We start from the raw sequence: 19,668 nt of genomic DNA on the forward strand, positions 1-19,668 counted from the left end.
ACTATTGAAAAATAGACTTATATCTAGTAAACTTTTAAAAGAATGAGAAAGTGGGTGAAGTGAATGGATACTTGGATTTGGATATTATTAATTATTTTAGCATTAGCAGCAGGTGCAGCTGGTGGTTTCTTCTTAGCACGTAAATACATGATGGATTACTTAAAGAAAAATCCACCGATCAATGAAGAAATGTTACGCATGATGATGATGCAAATGGGTCAAAAACCTTCACAAAAGAAAATTAACCAAATGATGCAAATGATGAACCGCAATATGAATCAAAATTTAAAATAGTAAGACAGTAATTTATTTTACAGTCAATAATAAAAAGCATGAGGATTTCCTCATGCTTTTTATTATTGACCCGGCATTGGTTCGATAAAACCATCATTAGATGGTGGTGGCTCAGGTGTTGCAGGTTGTGTTGTAGCCGGTTGAGTCGTCGTCGGTTGAGTTGGTCTCGGTGTAGTAGTTGGTGTTGTTGGACGCGTCGTCGTTGGGGCTGTAGTTGACGGTGTTGATGGTCGTACAGTCGTTGTCGGTGTTGATGGTCTTGTCGTAGGTGATTGTGTTGCAGGTCGTGTCACTGATGGTTGAGACGTGCTTGTTGCTGGTCGAGATGTTGTTGTGTTTGAACTCGTATTAGTGGCAGATGAACTGCTTGATGATGTTGAACTACTTGATGCAGTCGATTTTTTCTTAGAAGACGATTTAGTAGTTTCGCTTTTCGAATCGTTTTTATCTTCAGAAGAAGCTTTTTCAGCTTTATCATTATTTTCTGATTGTGATTCGTCAGATGAATCACTAGATGCAGTATCTTTATTATCTGCTTGTTCAATATCATTTTTACTATTTTTCTTTTTATTTTTACCACGTTCTTTTGCGGCTTTAATTTTTTCAAGTGCAGCTTTAGATTTATTTTTATCTGTTACCTTTTTTTCTTCGTCAGTTGATTCTTTTTCTTTTGTTTCAAATGCAACTTTTGCTTTATTGACTTCTGATTCATCACGTGCATCTTTTCCGCACGCAGCTAACAAGGATACCGATAAAAGTGAAGTCATCGATAATAAGAGATATTTATTTTTCATAGCAAGTCCTCCTGTTAATGTAAATATAGCATTTTTTTCTTAATTTGAACACGATAATCTTCTGATTGTTTAATGTGTTTGGTGTGATAAATATGAATTAAATTGACTCGAGATTCTATGAATGTCACATTTCGTTCAAAATCTTGGCTATAAGTTGCCCTAATATTTGATAAAATGATTGAGAATGGAGGTTGATTATGGGGGATATTACGATTGCCGTTGCTTTCGGCGCAGGTATACTTAGTTTTATTTCACCGTGTGTACTGCCGATTTATCCTGCATTTTTATCTTATATTACTGGTGTAAGTTATAATGATCTAAAAGATAATAAAATGGATAAAAAAGCTTTGTTACACACCGTATTCTTTTTAATTGGTTTTTCTATCGTCTATATTTCTTTAGGCGTAGGTTTAGGTTTTGTTTCAGATATTCTGCAGTCGTATGATAATACGATACGTATGGTAGGTGGTCTGCTATGTATAATATTTGGATTAGTGGTACTTGGTATATTCAATCCACAGTTTTTAATGAAAGATCGCAAATTTGAATTTAAGAATAGACCTAGTGGCTTTATCGGAACGTTACTGATAGGGATTGCATTTGCAGCAGGCTGGACACCGTGTATGGGACCTATTATCGGAACAATCTTTTCTATGGCGGCTGTCAATCAATCGTTAGCGCTGATTTATATGATTGCCTATGTTCTTGGATTTTGTATTCCATTTTTCTTATTGACATTCTTTATCACAAAAATTAATATATTAAAGAAATATAGTCAGACAATCACTAAAATTGGTGGGGTAATGATGATTATTATGGGATTGTTATTATTCTTTGATAAGTTAACAGCAATCACCCAATTTTTTAGTTAGAAAGAAGGATGGATATGTATTTTGTGATTTCGATGCTCGTAGCATTATTTATGGGTACCGCAGTTATTATCGTTAGAATGAAGGCTCAAAATTATCCCACAAATGTAAAGAAGATTATTCTTCCACCTTTTTTTATGTCTACGGGAGCATTGATGTATGTAGTACCATACTTTAGATTGACATCGATGGAAATATTAGAAGCGGTTGTAGTCGGAATGTTCTTTTCGATATTCTTAATCTACACTTCTAACTTTGTTGTTAAAGATAACTTAATCTATATGAAACGTTCGAAGTTATTTCCGCTAATTTTAATTTCTCTATTAATTATTCGAAGTGTGATGAAATTTTACTTAAGCAGTACGATTCATCCAGGTGAATTAGCTGGTATGTTCTTCTTACTGGCATTTAGTATGATAGTACCTTGGCGAATTGCAATGTATTTTAAGTATAAAAAGTTAGAACGTGCTTTAATTAAAGATTGACAAAAAATAAAGCCGGGTAGTGAATTTTCACTGCTCGGCTTATTTTTGTTTTTCAGTTTTTACTATTTCCGAATGATCAAATATAGAGAATTTTTGTTTCTCATCATCTGCATACTTAAAGTAATCTTCGTAAGGCGTATAATCGATTCCTAATTGATTCAGTTTCTTTTTCATAAAAGGGTGATCACGTTTAGGTGTAGCAATGATGTATCCGCGTAATATATGATCGAGTTCAATACTATCGGCTTGTTCATCCAGCGCAATTTTTGAAATGCGTCCAGCGATGCGTTCTTTTGCAACATCGCGAAATAGTTCCGGTACAGGAGAAACCAGTTCATTGAGTAAGCTTTTAGCATCATCTCCCCATAAATGTAATGCTTTGTTGATGTAATAATCCTGCCAGTCAAGCTCGCTTTTACCATCTTCTTTGGGCATACGCTTTAAAAATTTACGGAACATAAAGAAACCACCGATTGCCAGCATAGAAATAAAGAAAATTGTCCATAAAAAAATAAATATCATAAACCAGTCGTTCATGTCGTTCACCTCTAAACACATTATATAGAACTAAAAAATGTGTGTCTATCTAATAATCTTTTTTCGATATATATAGTGTAAAGGAGGTGAAAACATGTTAAAGGAAGTTGTATTAAATCTGTTATATGTCACTGATGTAAAAGATGATGGTAAAGAAGTATTTAAGACGAGACGTTTTAACCAAGTGCGTATGGATTTACTTGATAGTGATTTACAAAACTTTGCAATGTTAATGACTGAATTAACTGGTGAAGATTATGTGAAGATTGATAAAGTTGAAACAAAAGCAGTTATCTAATCATTAGAAAGGGGGAAAAATAATGAAGAGCTTACAAATGAATTTTCTAACGGATACTGGAAAAAACTACACATTTACAGTGAATCAGCCCAAACAGGATTTAACACGTGAAACTGTATTATCTGTAATGGAAAGCATCGTCAATAGTAAATATTTTATTACGACAGCAGGCGTGCCAGTTTCGATAAAATCAGCAAAATTAGTCGATAAAGTTGAAACTATTCTTTTTGATTCAGAGGAAAAGTAATCATAGAATATTAATAAATGCATATAAGTTGAATACACCATCGGCACATCCCTATATCGGGGATGTGTTTTTTTTGTATAATAAAAGCTGAGGTGAAAAGTATGAAGATAATGCATATCGCAGATTTACATATTGGACGAACAATCAATCAATTTTCTTTACTGAGTGATCAACAGATGATTTTAAGTCAGCTCATAGAAAGAATTGATGAAGAAGGCATAGATGTACTAGTGATTGCAGGTGATATATATGATCGTTCAATACCATCAAAGGAAGCAATGCAAGTGTATGAGTCATTCTTACTTGCAGTAAATGTAGATAGAAAAATTCCTGTACTTGCTGTAAGTGGAAATCATGATGGTGCTGAACGTTTAGGTCATGCAAGAAATTATTTTAAGCAGTTTCACTATTATCTGTCAACAACGATTGACGATAGTTTAACACCTGTAATCATTGATGATATTCACTTTTATTTAGTACCTTATATTGATCCGGCATATGCCCGTCAGTATTTTAGGGATGAATCGATAAGATCACATCAGGATACATATCAGAAGATAATTATGAACATAGAAAACAATATGGATAAGAATAAGAAAAACATTTTAATCAGTCATCTTTTTGTTGCCGGTGGCGTAGTTACAGCGTCTGAAAGAGAGCTTGTTATCGGAACTGTTGAGCATGTGAATAAATCATTATTTGATGGATTTGACTACACGATGCTCGGTCATCTGCATACACCAGACGCGATAAAAGACGAGAAAGTATATTATAGTGGTAGTATAATGCGTTATTCTTTCTCTGAAATTGGTCAGCGTAAAGGTTATAGAATATTTGACTTAAATGAAAATGAGGTTTTATTTAAGCCATTAAAATATGAAAGAGATTTGGAAGTTGCACAAGGAACGTATAATGAGGCAATGCAATTACAGCTTGAATGTAATCCGAATGCATATTTAAGACTGGAACTAAGCGAGATGGAAGCAGTCAATGAACCAATGGCCAAATTAAAGCTGATTTATCCGAATTTACTCGAATTAAAACCGATATTGAAAGAAAAGCGTACAATTACGATGAGTAAAGATGTTACAAATCTTAATACAATGGATCTTATAGCGACATTCTATCAAGAAATGACTGATGAAACGTTAGATGATCAACAAATTGATACGCTTAAAACATTGCTAAGAGCAGGGGGTGAAACAGATGAGACCTAACGTATTAAAGTTAAAAGCATTTGGTCCTTTTAAGGAAGAAACAATCGATTTTAAAAGCCTTCAAAATCATCAGTTATTTCTAATCAGCGGTAAGACCGGTGCTGGAAAAACGACGATTTTTGATGGTATGATGTACGCATTATTTGGTGTCGCGTCAACGAGTGATCGTGAGGAATCTAATTTAAGGAATATAAATGCCCAGGACGATGAGCCTACAGAAGTCATCTATAAATTCTATATGCAGGGCAAACAATATGAAATATATCGAGATATACCTTTTATAAAAAATGGTAATAAGACGAAGAAACCAACACAGCTTAATGTATACGAAATCGTTCAGAATGAAAAAAAATTACTTGCAACTGGACTAACTGCCGGAAAAGAAAAGATTAAAGATATCGTAAAGCTGGATGCCCATCAATTTAGAAAAATATTTATATTACCGCAAGGTGAATTTAAATCATTACTTGTCTCGGGCTCTAAAGAAAAATCAGATATTTTACGCACACTCTTCGATACGACGAAAATTCAAAAATTGTCTTCACAACTGCGAGAAAAAGTTCAGCAGGATCAAAAAGAAATGCTGGCATTAGAATCTGAAATAGGTGTTCAGTTTGCCATGTTCGAAGGGTTAATAGATCAAAATGAGCAAATAACATATACAGATAAACGTGATACTATTCAATCCGCCTTAATAAAGATGGCTGATGAAACTGAGAAGTTTAAAGTAACACTTGAAAACAAACGAAATTTATTAAAAGAAAAAGAAAAAGAAGTAAGTGCTGCAGAAGTCTTAAATGATAGTATCTTGCAATTGAAGGAACATGAAGCGGCACGTATTGACTTAATGGAAAACGAAAAAAATATTAATGACAAACAAAATGATTTAAAACATCTTATTCAGTTTGATCATTATAAGATGATTGAAAATGATTTATTCTCACATGTTGAGAAAAGAGAAACGATATCACAAAACATAAAGCACTTTAATAATCAATTTCAGAAAACAGAAAAAAGATTGGAAGTATTGCGTAAGCAACAAGAAGCATTTCAACAAAGTTATGATGATATAACTGAAAAGAAAAAATATGTTATCCAAAATGAGCGTTACACACATTCAAAATATAAAAATTTACAGCAAGATATCAGTAAAAATAAAGAAAAAATTAACATTTTAACAAATAAGATTGAATCAATACAAGAAAAATTAAAGAATGCGCAGAACTTCGAAAAAGAAAAACAGCTGATTCATACACAAGTACTTAAAAATGATTCGAAAGTCATAGCGCTTGACAATACGATGACAAAAGTTAAAATGCAAATTTCTACATTATCAAAAATTACAAAACAATTAGACCGTTTACTTACAACTAAGGAAACATATCGAAATATCGATGAATCTATAAAGTCTTTAAAAAGTAAATTAAATGATTTACAAAGTAGTGAGAAAGTTCAGGATGTTGAACTAATAGAAAACATCAAGTCTCAATTAAATGTTGGAGATAAATGTCCGGTTTGTGGGAATGTTATTCACAATCTAGATGATACATCACATATAGAAGCACATAAATACCAAATAGACCTAGAACAAATAAAACAACGTCAGCAAAAAGTGAGTACCTCAATTGAAATTTACATAAATGAATTAGAATTGCTACCTTCAATTACTAATATTTATGATGAAGAAAAATCTCAATTAAATATTGAAGAAATAAATGCGCTGAATGTTTGGATTGATAATATAACAATCGAAACAATCGGTAATGCAGAGTATTTGGCAATTCATGAACAGTTACAAGCTATATACGTGCAACTTTCTCATCAGATAAAACGTGCAGATAATGAACTTCACGAACTAACGAATGTTACTTTAAAGTATCAAGAGCAATTACAATCGCTTGACGCAGCACAGGATGAAACAGTTCAACTTGTTGAATCACTTAACTTACTTCAAGAGGAAGTTACTGTGTCCGAGAAACAATATCACGCAGATGAATCTGATTTTTCAAAGTTTTTGCAGGATACGAATACAGATGATTACATGACGTTTATCGAACGATATAATAATTATAACGCTGAAATCTCAACTTATGAATCTGCCTTTGAACAATGTAGAGATAATATCGCACAAGCTGAAAAAGAAAAACTGCTTATCAAACAGAGTATTGAGAGTTTGAACAGACAAAAAGAAGAAATCGTTCAATCAATTCAGCTTTTCAAAGAACGAATAGAACAGTATCAAATTCCTGAAGAAATTAAAGTAAAGTATACTGATAAAAAGATTAGCGTTATCATTGAACAATTTGAGAACGAAATAAAAGATTTCCATGATAAGCGACTCACACTATCCAATGAAATAGACCGATTAACTCAGATTATTGACAATCGTGAATCTCCTAATCTGGATACTTTACATCACGAACTGGAAATAATGAGAGAAATGGTAAATGATCTGATTTCAAATGTCGGTTCTATGCAGGAGAAATATCAGAACTATACAAAACAGTTTATTAAGCTTGAAGATAGACTTACTTATTATGAATCAACAATGAAAGATGTGCGATCACTTGTGTTATTGAGCAATGCTTTAAATGGAAATAATGCTCAGAAGATTGATGTTGAAACTTTTGTGTTAATGTATTATCTGGAACAGACATTACTTTTAGCTAATAATCGCCTAAGACAGATGACGGGTAATCGATATGAGTTACGACGTCGTGCTGAAAAAAAAGGTGGTGGCAAACAAGGACTTGTAATAGATGTATTTGATTATAATGCGAATAAAACGAGAAATATCTCTTCGTTGTCTGGAGGAGAGACATTTATTGCTTCTTTATGCCTTGCATTAGGTTTATCAGATTTTGTGATGCAAATTTCTGGAGGGATTCATCTGGAATCTGTATTTATCGATGAAGGTTTTGGAACGTTGGATGATGAAACATTAGAGGTAGCAGTTAACGCATTAATCGATTTGCAGACTTCAGGTAAACTCGTTGGAATGATTAGTCATGTACAGCTCCTGAAAGAAAGAATACCTGCAATTTTAAAGATTGAGTCGAATGGTTTTGATAGTAGTGCAACATTTATGATTCAATAATTTCTGCATTATTTAAAATTGTAATAATTATGACAAAACTTTCTTTGTATTCATATACTCATAACACCTATTATTTGTTATATTAATGTTTGATAAATAGGAGGGACTTATGAAAAAATTACGTATTTTTACAATTATTTTAACGACTTTATTTATTTTTGCAGCTTGTAGTAATTCAAGAATAGTACCTAAGTCTTTATTTGGGAATACCATTACTGAATTTTCAGGGACAAATGAAGAAGGTAAACAAATTTCTGAGAAGGATTTAAAAGGTAAAGTCTGGTTAGTGGATTTTATATTTACAAACTGTAAAACCGTTTGTCCGCCGATGACTTATAATATGAGTAAAGTTGCTGATGAACTAAAAAAAGAGGGTGTATCATCTAAAGACTACGGAATTATAAGCTTTAGTGTAGATCCAAAGAAAGATACCCCAGAAAAACTTAAGAAATATATTAATCAGTATAATCCACCAAAAGATGTCTGGACTGCTATTACTGATTATGATGAAAAGTTTATCCGTCAGTTTGCAGAAGAGAATTTTAAAACGATTGTTGTTCCACCAACTGCTGACAACGACCAGGCAACACATGGTACATCTTTTTATTTAGTAGATCAAAATGGTGTTATCATGAAGGACTATGCAGGGAAAGATACTGGAGATAAGAAATTTCCGAAGGCAGAAATTGTTGAAGATGTAAAGACGATGATTAAAGAAGGACCTTATAAGAAGTAATAGATATAAAAAAAGAGATTGCATCTGCAATCTCTTTTCTATTATTATTTAGAACGTAATAAATCTCTAATTTCCGTTAATAACACAGTATTTTCTTCAACTGCTTCTTCAACTTCTTCAACATCATTCTTGCGAGTTAATTTATTGATTAATTTCACGAATAAGAAGATGGCTGCTGCAACGATTAAGAAATCAACGATAGATTGAATGAAGACACCATATTTAATACCTTTATAAGCCCAGTTTGATGCGAAATCTGTATCACCAAAGATAAGACCGATAATCGGCATGATAACATCTGCTACTAATGAAGAAACGATTTTACCAAACGCTGCTCCAATAACAACTGCAACTGCTAAATCCAGGACATTTCCTTTAATCGCAAATTCTTTAAATTCTTTAATTAATGACATGTATAGTCACCTCCTATAATAATTCTATTTTACATACATAAATATGAAAAATCAATATCTATTTATTTATTTGCTAAATTTTAATTAAAAATTCATATTCTTTTAATAAATAAAATTTTTCGATAGCATTAAAATAATAATGAAAACGATTAATTATACATTAAGTGATATTTTCTCGTTACTTACTTATTTGAAATTAACTTTTCTCTTTGTTATACTGTAGACTGTTTATAATTATTAGAGAGGAGTTTTTTAATGAAAGAAGGAAAAAAATTAACATCAGTTTTTTACATTGCAATAACACTTGTTGCAATAACTGTTTTACTTGGTGTCACGATTCCTAAACAGTTTAGTGAAGTGACAGGAGAGATCAATCAATGGATATCTGAGTACTTTGGCTGGTACTATGTCATGATAACTTCGATTTTTGTCTTTACATGTTTCTTCTTAATATTAAGTCCAATCGGAAAATTAAAATTAGGTAAACCGTCAGACAAGCCAGAATTTAATACAATTTCATGGTTTGCAATGCTATTTAGTGCAGGGATGGGTATCGGTTTAGTATTTTATGGCGCATCTGAACCTTTAAGTCATTTTATTACTTCACCGGTTGCTGAACCAGAATCGGATGAAGCAATGAAAGATGCATTTCGCTATACATTCTTTCACTGGGGATTTCATGCATGGGCCACTTATGGTGTAGTAGCATTAGGGCTTGCATATGCTCAATTTAGAAAAGGTGAAGCGGGATTAATTTCTAAAACGCTTAGACCTGTATTAGGTAACAAAGTTGATGGATGGATTGGAACAATCATTGATGTACTTGCAGTATTTGCAACCGTAGTAGGGGTTGCAGTTTCATTAGGTATGGGTGCTCAGCAGATCAATGGTGGTTTACACTATCTTTTTGATGTACCAAACACGTTTAACGTTAAGTTGATCATTGTTTTTATCGTGACGATTTTATTTCTTGCTAGTGCCTGGAGTGGTCTATCAAAAGGGATACAAATATTAAGTAATGCAAATATTGCAATTGCTACTTTATTATTAATCGCCGTCTTATTTTTAGGACCGACCATATTAATTTTAAATATGTTCTCAACATCAATCGGTAATCTCTTGCAAAACTTCTTAGGTATGAGTTTTGATGTTGCACCACTTGATAAAAATAAACATGACTGGATGAATAGCTGGACAATTTATTATTGGGGCTGGTGGATGAGCTGGAGTCCATTTGTCGGAATATTTATCGCACGTGTGTCAAAAGGTAGAACGATTCGTGAATTTTTAATCGGTGTATTACTCGTACCAACAATTATTAGTGCGCTGTGGTTTAGTGTATTCGGAGTTACAGGTATTGAAGTATTTAAGGATGTTCCTAAAATTGGTGAAATGGTTGTTGAAACACAGTTGTTTGCAGTCTTTGAACATTTACCGATGGCGATGGGTCTGTCACTTATTGCTTTAACATTAATCTGTACATTCTTTATAACGTCTGCTGATTCTGCGACCTTTGTATTAGGGATGCAGTCTACAAATGGCTCTTTAGAACCAGCGAATAATATTAAAATTATCTGGGGTGTTGCGCAGTCTCTAATTGCACTAGTGCTTATTTATGCTGGTGGTCTGTCAGCATTGCAAAGTGCAGCGATCATTGCAGCCTTCCCATTCTCATTCGTTTTGTTGATGATGTTAATATCAGTGTATAAAGACGGTAATAAAGAAAGAATGCGACTTGGATTGACATTAAAGCCGGATAAAAAATTTAGAAATAAAACAAATGAAGTTAATCCTCAGAAAAATAAATAATTTTAAAGGCAGTTCAGGTTATTTTACTTGAACTGTCTTTTTATCATAAGTAAAACTTATAAACCGGTATAGCTTATTTGGAATGTGATAATATTTACTTCTCAATCTATTTTGATTAAAATAGGGATGTAAAGGCTTTAATAATCTTTAGGGGGAACGCAAAATGAATTCAAATTTACAACAAACTGCTAAACAGACATTTGAATTAAATGGTAAATTGTACACGTTTTATAGTTTAAAATCTTTAGAATCATTAGGTTTAGGTGAAATTAAAAATTTACCTTATTCTATTCGTGTATTACTAGAATCAGTGTTACGTCAATATGATGGTCGTGTAATTAATGAAGATCATATTAAGCATTTAGTTAAATGGGGCAAAAAGAATGATCCAAACGCTGAAGTACCGTTTAAACCGTCACGTGTTATTTTACAGGACTTTACTGGTGTACCTGCGGTCGTTGACTTAGCATCACTTCGTAAAGCAATGGATGATGTTGGTGGAGATGTTACGAAAATTAATCCGGAAGTACCTGTTGATTTAGTAATTGACCATTCGGTACAAGTAGATGCTTATGGTAATGAAACTGCGCTAAAGCGCAACATGGAGTTAGAATTTGCACGTAACAAAGAACGATATCAATTCTTAAACTGGGCGACAAAAGCATTTGATAATTATCGTGCAGTTCCACCAGCAACAGGTATCGTACATCAAGTAAACTTAGAATATTTAGCGAACGTTGTTCACGTACGTGACGTAAATGGTGAACAAGTTGCTTTCCCTGATACATTAGTAGGTACTGACTCACATACAACGATGATCAATGGTATCGGTGTACTTGGATGGGGTGTAGGTGGTATTGAGGCTGAAGCGGGTATGCTTGGTCAACCATCATATTTCCCAGTACCAGAAGTAATTGGAGTTAAGCTTACTGGAGAGCTTCCTGAAGGTACAACTGCAACTGACTTAGCATTACGTGTAACGCAGGAATTACGTAAAAAAGGTGTAGTAGGAAAATTTGTTGAATTCTTTGGCCCGGGCGTAGTGAATTTACCACTTGCAGACCGCGCGACAATTGCCAATATGGCACCTGAATATGGTGCGACTTGTGGTTTCTTCCCTGTTGATGAAGAAGCTTTAAATTATATGCGTTTAACTGGTCGCGATGAAGCACATATTGAGCTCGTTAAAGAATATTTAGTGAAGAATGATATGTTCTTTACAACAGATAAAGAAGATCCAACATATACTGACACATTAACTCTTGATTTATCTACGGTTGAAGCATCATTATCTGGACCTAAACGTCCACAAGATTTGATTAAATTAAGCAATATGAAAAAAGAATTCGTTAAATCTATTACTGCAAAAGCAGGTAATCAAGGTCATGGATTAGATAAAGCAGAATTTGATAAGACTGCATCAACCACACTTGCTGATGGTAAATCTATCACAATGAAAACGGGAGATATTGCAATTGCGGCGATTACATCTTGTACGAATACATCAAACCCATACGTTATGTTAGGTGCTGGATTAGTTGCTAAAAAAGCTGTAGAAAAAGGATTACAAGTGCCAGCTTATGTAAAAACGTCATTAGCACCGGGATCTAAAGTTGTAACGGGTTATCTTGAAGATTCAGGATTACAAACATATCTTGATCAATTAGGTTTTAATACTGTAGGGTACGGATGTACGACATGTATCGGTAACTCAGGACCGTTATTACCTGAAATTGAAGAAACAATTTCAAATGAAGATTTATTAGTAACGTCTGTATTATCAGGTAACCGTAACTTTGAAGGCCGTATTCATCCGTTAGTGAAAGCAAACTACCTTGCTTCACCGCAACTTGTTGTGGCTTATGCTTTAGCGGGTACTGTTGATATCGATTTACAAAATGATCCGATCGGTAAAGGACACGATGGCAAAGATGTTTACTTAAAAGATATCTGGCCAACAATTGATGAAGTTAAAAATGAAGTTAATGCTGTTGTAACACCAGAATTATTCAGAAAAGAATATGAAAATGTCTTTAATTCAAACGAAATGTGGAATCAAATTGAGTCTACTGATCAACCATTATATGATTTTGATCCTACTTCTACGTATATTCAAAATCCTACATTCTTCCAGGGGTTATCAAAAGAGCCAGGAAGTATTGCACCGCTTAAAGATTTAGCGGTTATGGGTAAATTTGGTGATTCAGTTACAACTGACCACATTTCTCCGGCAGGTGCTATCGGTAAAGATACACCAGCAGGAAAATACTTAAGAGAAAATGGTGTTGAAATTCGTGATTTCAACTCTTACGGTTCTCGTCGTGGTAACCATGAAGTTATGATGCGTGGTACATTTGCAAATATCCGTATTAAAAACCAAATCGCACCAGGTACTGAAGGTGGATTTACAACTTACTGGCCAACGGGCGAAATAATGCCGATTTTCGATGCTTGTATGAAATATCAGGCAGATGGCAAAGGATTAGTCGTATTAGCTGGAAATGATTACGGTATGGGTTCTAGTCGTGACTGGGCTGCAAAAGGGACTAACCTATTAGGCGTTAAAACAGTTATCGCTCAAAGTTACGAACGTATTCACCGTTCTAACTTAGTGATGATGGGTGTATTGCCATTACAATTCTTAAAAGGTGATTCTGCTGATAAATTAGGATTAGATGGTTCTGAAACATTCTCTGTTGAAATCAACGAAGGTATCAAACCACGTGATGAAGTGAAAGTAACTGCAGTGAAAACTGATGGCACTATAGTTGAATTCAACGCTTTAGCACGATTTGACTCAGAAGTAGAGTTAGATTACTATCGTCATGGCGGCATTTTACAAATGGTTTTAAGAGATAAATTAACACAATAAAAATATTTGACCTATGAATTAAATATTCATAGGTCTTTTTTTAGTATCAAGTACTAAATGTTTGATAGAATAGAGTTATCATTATTAAGAAGGTGACCAATTTGTATTATACAGAGAAAGAAATCGAAGTACGTTACGCAGAAACAGATAAAATGGATGTCGTTTATCATGCAAATTATTTAATATGGTTTGAAGTTGCTAGAACTGATTTTATTGAAAAAGCTGGATTCAGCTATGCTGATATGGAAAAAGATGATCTTATTTCACCAGTATTAGATGTAAGTGTGAAATATAAACGTTCTATTACGTATCCTGAAAAGATAACAATTAAAACATGGATACATTCTTATTCAAAACTAAAAACTGTCTATGCATACGAAGTGATAAAAGAGAATGGGGTGATTGCTGCCGAAGGACAAACGACGCATGTCGTACTGAAGAAAGGTAGTGATCGACCAATACGTTTAGATCGTTATTATCCTGAGTGGCATGCTAAATATCAGGAATTTGTTGCTATGGAAGAAGCACAATAAACAAACAGAAGCCGAGTCAAAGTTGACCCGGCTTTTTTGGTGCAATCCTATATTTAATTTCAGCATTTACTGCCTGGACTTATTTCTTATTAAAGTTAAGCTTAGATTCAGTACCATTCATAATACGTTCTATATTAGATTTATGTCTTACAATAATCACAATCATAATCAGAAATGATACACCCATTAAAATCTTATCCTCAAAAAACAGAGAGCCGATAAAATTTGCGATACTTGTAAGCATACTTGTTAGTGATACCATTTTAGTTGTAAATAATAACGTAAAGAAGATGATGGCTATTATTAAGAAAAGCACTGGATTTGTACCAAGTATAACACCCGCACTTGTGGCAACAGCTTTACCCCCTTTAAATTTTAAGTATATTGGAAATACATGACCGATAACAGCTACAACACCGATAATGATTGGATGAATATTTTGGTGGAATATCATTGGGAACAATGCAGAAATTGTACCTTTTAAAACATCAAAGATTGTTACAAATATTCCTGCTTTCTTACCGAGTATTCTAAATGTATTCGTTGCACCTAAATTACCACTGCCATGTTGCCTAATATCTATATTGTAAAATAATTTACCAATGATTAATCCAGTAGGGATACTACCGATTAAATATGCTGCGATTAACATCATCGCTATTATCATAAAATCTCTCCTTATATTAGCAGGTACTAATAGTTATTCATAAAATTATACTTTTATTATAGCTTATTCGGATGAAATAGAAAATAATTATTAAAATTCCATCGCTATATTTTAATTCATCTATGATAGCCCGTACCGTTTTTATAATGTTTATGATAAAGTTGAATAGAGCACAACCATTTACTACTATAAATATATTATGTAAACTTTAATGTTTTTGTATAAATACTTGCAAAAATATAGGGATTAGTTAAAATAGTGAATGTGTATAAATTAAACGAACGTATGTTTGTAGGGGGTAATATTTTGCCGAAAAATCAATATAATGATGAATCGATACAAGTTTTAGAAGGGTTAGAAGCAGTTAGAAAAAGACCTGGTATGTATATCGGTTCGACTGACACGAGAGGGCTTCATCATCTTGTGTATGAAATTTTAGATAATTCTATCGATGAAGCATTAAATGGGCATGGTAATAAAATAGAAGTAATTTTGAATGAAGATGATTCTGTAACAGTAACAGATAATGGACGTGGGATGCCGACAGGTCTGCATAAGACAGGTAAACCGACACCAGAGGTTATATTTACTGTATTACATGCAGGTGGTAAGTTTGGACAGGGTGGATATAAAACAACTGGTGGTCTTCACGGTGTAGGGGCTTCTGTAGTTAATGCGTTAAGTGAATGGTTAGAAGTTACAATTCATAATAATGGGAAAATCTTTAAACAACGTTTTGAAAATGGTGGCGTACCTGTAACTACTTTAGAAGAGATCGGTAAATCTAAGAAGACAGGTACAAGTGTTACTTTTAAACCGGATCCTTCTATTTTTAAACAAACGACGAAATATAATTATGAAACATTAAGCGAACGTTTACGCGAATCAGCATTCTTATTGAAGGACTTACATATTTCGATTATGGATAATAGAGTATTTCCGGAGCGTCACGATGATTTTTATTTTGAAGATGGTTTAAGTGATTTCGTAAAATTCGTTAATGAGGGTAAAGAAACCTTACATGAAGTAGCGCATTTCAATGGTACATCAAATGAAATTGAAGTGGAAGTTGCCTTCCAATATAATGATCAGTATTCAGAGACCATACTTTCTTTTGTTAACAACGTACGTACGAAAGATGGCGGAACACATGAAGTGGGTATGAAGACTGCGATGACTCGTGTGTTTAATGAATATGCGAGAAAGATAGGCGAATTAAAACAAAAAGATAAAAATCTAGATGGTAATGATATTCGTGAAGGTATGACTGCGATTATCTCTGTTAAGATTCCTGAACATTTATTACAATTTGAAGGTCAAACGAAATCTAAACTTGGGACAAGCGAAGCAAGAAGTGCTGTAGATGCGATGCTCACTGAACAGCTACCGTATTATTTTGAAGAGAATGGTAAGCTCAGCCAGGTTCTAGTGAAAAAAGCTGTAAAAGCAGCACAAGCAAGAGATGCTGCACGAAAGGCACGTGAAGAGGCTCGAAATGGTAAGAAGAACAAACGTAAAGAAACATTGTTGTCAGGTAAATTAACACCTGCTCAAAGTAAAAATACAGAGAAAAATGAACTATATTTAGTAGAGGGTGACTCAGCCGGTGGTTCTGCTAAACTAGGACGTGACCGAAAATTTCAAGCCATATTGCCATTACGTGGTAAAGTAATTAATACAGAGAAAGCTAAGCTTGAAGATATTCTAAAGAATGAAGAAATCAGTACCATTATTCATACGATTGGTGCAGGTGTCGGCAATGACTTTAATATTGAAGATAGCAATTACAAAAAAGTGATTATAATGACGGATGCAGATACAGATGGTGCGCACATCCAGGTATTATTACTTACATTCTTCTTTAAATATATGCGACCTCTTATTGAAGCAGGAAAAGTATATATAGCGTTACCGCCTTTATATAAAGTTTCTAAAGGCAAAGGTAAATCAGAAGTGATTGAATATGCATGGACGGACGATGAACTAAAAGATGTGCAGAAAAAAGTAGGAAAAGGATTTATTTTACAGCGTTATAAAGGTTTAGGTGAAATGAATGCTGATCAGCTATGGGATACAACGATGAACCCTGAAACCCGTACATTAATACGTGTGGAAATTGACGATGAATTAAGAAGTGCGAAACGTGTATCAACATTAATGGGTGATAAAGTTGAACCTCGTCGTGACTGGATTGAACAAAATGTTGAATTTGGCATGCAGGAAGATGCCAGCATTCTTGAAAGTGATGAATTATTGTTGCTTGAAGAAGAAGAGGATGTTGCTGTAATTAAAGATGTAGATTTATCTGAAGGAGGTATAGCGTAATGCAGGAAAATATACAAAGCTTACCTTTAGAAGATGTTATTGGTGATCGATTTGGACGCTATAGTAAATATATTATTCAGGATCGTGCGATACCGGATGTCAGGGATGGTCTAAAACCAGTACAACGTCGTATTTTATTTGCGATGCACACTGAAGGTAATACATTTGATAAAAACTTTAGAAAAAGTGCTAAAACAGTAGGTAACGTTATCGGTAATTATCATCCTCATGGTGATACTTCAGTTTATGATGCCATGGTCCGTATGAGTCAGGACTGGAAGTTACGTCATGTTCTCGTTGAAATGCACGGTAATAACGGTAGTATAGATAATGATCCTCCTGCCGCTATGCGTTATACAGAAGCAAAGTTATCAAAACTTGCCAGTGTATTATTACGTAATATTAATCAGGATACTGTTGATTGGGTACAAAACTTTGATGATACTGCAATGGAGCCTATGGTTTTACCTGCAAATTATCCTAATCTATTAGTCAATGGGTCAACGGGTATCTCTGCAGGTTATGCCACTGATATTCCACCACATAATTTGAGTGAAGTAATCGATGCCACATTAATGATTATCGATAATCCTAATGTTACTACTGAAGAAATTATGACAGTCATGCCAGGGCCAGATTTTCCGACAGGTGGGATTATTCAAGGTAAATCAGGTATAAAACAAGCATATGAAACGGGCAAAGGTAAAGCGATTGTACGTGGTAAAGTTGAGATTGAAAAATTACGCGGTGGCAGAGAAGAGATTGTAATCACTGAAATACCATTTGAAGTGAATAAAAGTACACTTGTTAAACGTATTGATGAATTAAGAGCAGATAAGAAGATTGAAGGCATTCTTGAAGTTCGTGATGAAACAGATAGAAATGGTTTAAGAATCGCCGTAGAACTTAAGAAAGATGCAAATGCAGAAGGTATATTAAACTATCTATATAAAAATACTGATTTACAAGTTGCTTATAACTTTAATATGGTAGCAATCAGTGATAGACGCCCAAGTCTTTTGGGTGTCAAAGCAATGTTACAAAGTTATATTAAGCATCAACAAGAAGTCATTTTACGCCGTAGTCAATTTGAATTAGAACAGGCTAAAAAACGAATGCATATTGTTGAAGGGCTCATTAAAGCATTGTCGATATTAGATGAAGTGATAGAAACGATTCGTCAGTCTAAAAACAAAAGTGATGCAAAAGAAAATTTAAAAACAAAATATGATTTTACAGAAGCGCAAGCTGAAGCCATTGTGATGTTACAGTTATATCGTCTAACGAATACTGATATTGTACAATTAGAAAATGAACATGATGAATTAAAGGCTACTTTAGAAAAACTTGAGAAAATTATTAATGATAAAAAACATTTAATGTCGGTGATTAAACGTGAACTTAAAGCCGTACAAAAAGAGTTTAGTGAACCTAGATTAAGTGTTATTGAAGATGAGATTCAGGAAATCAAGATTTCTAAAGAGATTTTAATACCTAGTGAAGAAACGATTATAAGTATTACGAAAGACGGTTATATTAAACGTACTTCTCCAAGAAGTTTTGGTGCGAGTGGATTATATGAGCTTGGTACTAAAGAAGGAGATTCAATACTGGATTATAAAGAAAGTAATCTACAGGATGTACTGCTTGTGTTTACCAACTTAGGACACTATATTTATATTCCTGTTCATCAGTTACCTGATGTGAGATGGAAAGAGCTTGGTACTCATATATCGCAAATTGTTCCGCTTACTCAAAATGAACATGTTGTTGGAATGATCAATGTTCCTGATTTCAATCAGGATCAAAGTATTATGATAGCAACAAAAAATGGAATGATCAAAAGAACATTACTTAATGATTTTAATGTGACGCGTTTCTCAAGACCGATTGTCTGTATGAAATTAAAAGATGATGATCAGGTTATTGCAATACAATCTGTAACTGGTGAAGAACATATTCTCGTAGTAACTCAAAATGGTTTTGCATTACATTATTCATTAGCCGAAATCAATAATATCGGGATAAAAGCTGCGGGCGTAAAATCAATTAATCTTAAAGATAATGATAAAGTTATTTCAACTGAATTAATTTATCCCGAGAGTGACCTCATTATTGCTACGCAACGTGGAGCAATGAAAAAGATGAAAGTAGGTTTATTTGAAGAGAGTAAACGAGCGAATAGAGGCGTTGTTATCTTAAAAGAACTCAAATCTAATCCGCATAAAGTAGTTAATGCATATATCATAACCGATGATGTAAACTTTACATTATCTTCTTCAAATGAAATATATCAGTCAAATACAAAAACGATACGTAACGCTGACCGATATACAAATGGTAGTTTTATCGTAGATGAAAAAGAATTTGGACAGATTGATACATTTAATCTTATGTTTGATGATGAATAAACAGTAACGATAATTGTTAAATGTCGTTTGATAGTTAATTATTATATAGTAAATAATTTTGTAT

Annotated in this window: 17 protein-coding genes; 13 read left to right on the forward strand and 4 right to left on the reverse strand. The window is 33.6% G+C overall.

Annotation, left to right across the window (positions count from 1 at the left end):
• Positions 1-63 precede the first annotated feature (63 nt).
• Positions 64-294 carry a YneF family protein gene (locus HT586_RS06335; protein WP_096076599.1) on the forward strand — a complete coding sequence of 77 codons (231 nt, stop codon included), beginning with the start codon at positions 64-66 and terminating at the stop codon, positions 292-294.
• A gap of 62 nt (positions 295-356) precedes the next feature.
• Here HT586_RS06335 and HT586_RS06340 read toward each other — a convergent pair whose 3' ends face one another.
• Positions 357-1,088, reverse strand: a complete 732-nt coding sequence (locus HT586_RS06340; protein ID WP_203545420.1) for a hypothetical protein — start codon at positions 1,086-1,088, stop codon at positions 357-359.
• A gap of 197 nt (positions 1,089-1,285) precedes the next feature.
• Here HT586_RS06340 and HT586_RS06345 point away from each other — a divergent pair, with 197 nt between their 5' ends.
• Both HT586_RS06345 and HT586_RS06350 read left to right on the forward strand, forming a co-directional pair.
• Positions 1,286-1,960: a cytochrome c biogenesis CcdA family protein gene (locus HT586_RS06345; protein ID WP_096076597.1), complete on the forward strand. Its 675-nt coding sequence runs from the start codon at positions 1,286-1,288 to the stop codon at positions 1,958-1,960.
• 14 nt (positions 1,961-1,974) lie between these two features.
• Positions 1,975-2,442 (forward strand): CcdC family protein, encoded by a 468-nt coding sequence (locus HT586_RS06350; RefSeq protein ID WP_096076596.1) that lies wholly within the window; start codon positions 1,975-1,977, stop codon positions 2,440-2,442.
• A 39-nt stretch (positions 2,443-2,481) separates the two neighbouring features.
• Here the strand turns inward: HT586_RS06350 and HT586_RS06355 are convergent, their stop codons facing one another.
• Positions 2,482-2,979, reverse strand: coding sequence for a DUF2621 domain-containing protein (locus HT586_RS06355; RefSeq protein WP_096076595.1), 498 nt, complete (start codon positions 2,977-2,979; stop codon positions 2,482-2,484).
• A gap of 94 nt (positions 2,980-3,073) precedes the next feature.
• On the opposite strand from HT586_RS06355, the gene HT586_RS06360 reads away from it, so the two are divergent.
• The 5 genes from HT586_RS06360 (at position 3,074) to HT586_RS06380 (ending at position 8,574) form a co-directional block, all read left to right on the forward strand.
• Entirely contained in the window at positions 3,074-3,277 is a 204-nt protein-coding gene (locus HT586_RS06360; protein WP_096076594.1) for a DUF1659 domain-containing protein, read from the forward strand.
• A gap of 22 nt (positions 3,278-3,299) precedes the next feature.
• Positions 3,300-3,524: a DUF2922 domain-containing protein gene (locus tag HT586_RS06365; RefSeq protein ID WP_133354115.1), complete on the forward strand. Its 225-nt coding sequence runs from the start codon at positions 3,300-3,302 to the stop codon at positions 3,522-3,524.
• Positions 3,525-3,625: 101 nt separating this feature from the next.
• The gene (locus HT586_RS06370) at positions 3,626-4,741 is read left to right on the forward strand and encodes an exonuclease SbcCD subunit D (protein ID WP_165958638.1); all 1,116 of its coding nucleotides are present in this window, start codon (positions 3,626-3,628) and stop codon (positions 4,739-4,741) included.
• A complete protein-coding gene (locus tag HT586_RS06375) occupies positions 4,731-7,838 on the forward strand; it encodes an AAA family ATPase (RefSeq protein WP_203545421.1) in 3,108 nt (1,035 codons plus the stop codon). The genes HT586_RS06370 and HT586_RS06375 overlap by 11 nt, the downstream gene beginning before the upstream one ends.
• Positions 7,839-7,947: 109 nt before the next feature.
• Complete coding sequence (locus HT586_RS06380; RefSeq protein WP_096076590.1) at positions 7,948-8,574, forward strand: SCO family protein; 627 nt, start codon at positions 7,948-7,950, stop codon at positions 8,572-8,574.
• A gap of 44 nt (positions 8,575-8,618) precedes the next feature.
• Here the strand turns inward: HT586_RS06380 and mscL are convergent, their stop codons facing one another.
• Complete coding sequence (gene mscL, locus HT586_RS06385; protein WP_096076589.1) at positions 8,619-8,987, reverse strand: large conductance mechanosensitive channel protein MscL; 369 nt, start codon at positions 8,985-8,987, stop codon at positions 8,619-8,621.
• A gap of 255 nt (positions 8,988-9,242) precedes the next feature.
• Between mscL and HT586_RS06390 the strand changes: the two genes are divergently transcribed.
• The 3 genes from HT586_RS06390 to HT586_RS06400 all read left to right on the forward strand — a co-directional run bounded on the left by HT586_RS06390 (position 9,243) and on the right by HT586_RS06400 (position 14,201).
• On the forward strand, positions 9,243-10,796 hold the full coding sequence (locus tag HT586_RS06390) for a glycine betaine uptake BCCT transporter (protein WP_096076588.1): 1,554 nt from the start codon (positions 9,243-9,245) through the stop codon (positions 10,794-10,796).
• A gap of 163 nt (positions 10,797-10,959) precedes the next feature.
• Positions 10,960-13,668, forward strand: a complete 2,709-nt coding sequence (gene acnA, locus HT586_RS06395; protein ID WP_203545422.1) for an aconitate hydratase AcnA — start codon at positions 10,960-10,962, stop codon at positions 13,666-13,668.
• Between the two features lie 101 nt (positions 13,669-13,769).
• The gene (locus HT586_RS06400; RefSeq protein ID WP_096076586.1) at positions 13,770-14,201 is read left to right on the forward strand and encodes an acyl-CoA thioesterase; all 432 of its coding nucleotides are present in this window, start codon (positions 13,770-13,772) and stop codon (positions 14,199-14,201) included.
• A 79-nt stretch (positions 14,202-14,280) separates the two neighbouring features.
• On the opposite strand, the gene plsY is transcribed toward HT586_RS06400, so the two are convergent.
• Entirely contained in the window at positions 14,281-14,868 is a 588-nt protein-coding gene (plsY, locus tag HT586_RS06405; RefSeq protein ID WP_203545423.1) for a glycerol-3-phosphate 1-O-acyltransferase PlsY, read from the reverse strand.
• A 306-nt stretch (positions 14,869-15,174) separates the two neighbouring features.
• Between plsY and parE the strand changes: the two genes are divergently transcribed.
• Together parE and parC are read left to right on the forward strand one after the other, a co-directional pair.
• The gene (parE, locus tag HT586_RS06410; RefSeq protein ID WP_238999196.1) at positions 15,175-17,193 is read left to right on the forward strand and encodes a DNA topoisomerase IV subunit B; all 2,019 of its coding nucleotides are present in this window, start codon (positions 15,175-15,177) and stop codon (positions 17,191-17,193) included.
• A complete protein-coding gene (parC, locus tag HT586_RS06415) occupies positions 17,193-19,604 on the forward strand; it encodes a DNA topoisomerase IV subunit A (protein ID WP_203545424.1) in 2,412 nt (803 codons plus the stop codon). The genes parE and parC overlap by 1 nt, the downstream gene beginning before the upstream one ends.
• Positions 19,605-19,668: the final 64 nt, after the last annotated feature.

Source organism: Macrococcoides bohemicum, from assembly GCF_016865215.1.
Classification (GTDB): Bacteria; Bacillota; Bacilli; order Staphylococcales; family Staphylococcaceae; genus Macrococcoides; species Macrococcoides bohemicum.

Excerpts from the sequence above, each read along its gene's own strand:
- HT586_RS06335 (WP_096076599.1), top strand. The coding sequence starts at position 64 with ATGGATACTTGGATTTGGATATTATTAATTATTTTAGCATTAGCAGCA.
- HT586_RS06340 (WP_203545420.1), bottom strand. The coding sequence starts at position 1,088 with ATGAAAAATAAATATCTCTTATTATCGATGACTTCACTTTTATCGGTA.
- HT586_RS06345 (WP_096076597.1), top strand. The coding sequence starts at position 1,286 with ATGGGGGATATTACGATTGCCGTTGCTTTCGGCGCAGGTATACTTAGT.
- HT586_RS06350 (WP_096076596.1), top strand. The coding sequence starts at position 1,975 with ATGTATTTTGTGATTTCGATGCTCGTAGCATTATTTATGGGTACCGCA.
- HT586_RS06355 (WP_096076595.1), bottom strand. The coding sequence starts at position 2,979 with ATGAACGACTGGTTTATGATATTTATTTTTTTATGGACAATTTTCTTT.
- HT586_RS06360 (WP_096076594.1), top strand. The coding sequence starts at position 3,074 with ATGTTAAAGGAAGTTGTATTAAATCTGTTATATGTCACTGATGTAAAA.
- HT586_RS06365 (WP_133354115.1), top strand. The coding sequence starts at position 3,300 with ATGAAGAGCTTACAAATGAATTTTCTAACGGATACTGGAAAAAACTAC.
- HT586_RS06370 (WP_165958638.1), top strand. The coding sequence starts at position 3,626 with ATGAAGATAATGCATATCGCAGATTTACATATTGGACGAACAATCAAT.
- HT586_RS06375 (WP_203545421.1), top strand. The coding sequence starts at position 4,731 with ATGAGACCTAACGTATTAAAGTTAAAAGCATTTGGTCCTTTTAAGGAA.
- HT586_RS06380 (WP_096076590.1), top strand. The coding sequence starts at position 7,948 with ATGAAAAAATTACGTATTTTTACAATTATTTTAACGACTTTATTTATT.
- mscL (WP_096076589.1), bottom strand. The coding sequence starts at position 8,987 with ATGTCATTAATTAAAGAATTTAAAGAATTTGCGATTAAAGGAAATGTC.
- HT586_RS06390 (WP_096076588.1), top strand. The coding sequence starts at position 9,243 with ATGAAAGAAGGAAAAAAATTAACATCAGTTTTTTACATTGCAATAACA.
- acnA (WP_203545422.1), top strand. The coding sequence starts at position 10,960 with ATGAATTCAAATTTACAACAAACTGCTAAACAGACATTTGAATTAAAT.
- plsY (WP_203545423.1), bottom strand. The coding sequence starts at position 14,868 with ATGATAATAGCGATGATGTTAATCGCAGCATATTTAATCGGTAGTATC.
- parC (WP_203545424.1), top strand. The coding sequence starts at position 17,193 with ATGCAGGAAAATATACAAAGCTTACCTTTAGAAGATGTTATTGGTGAT.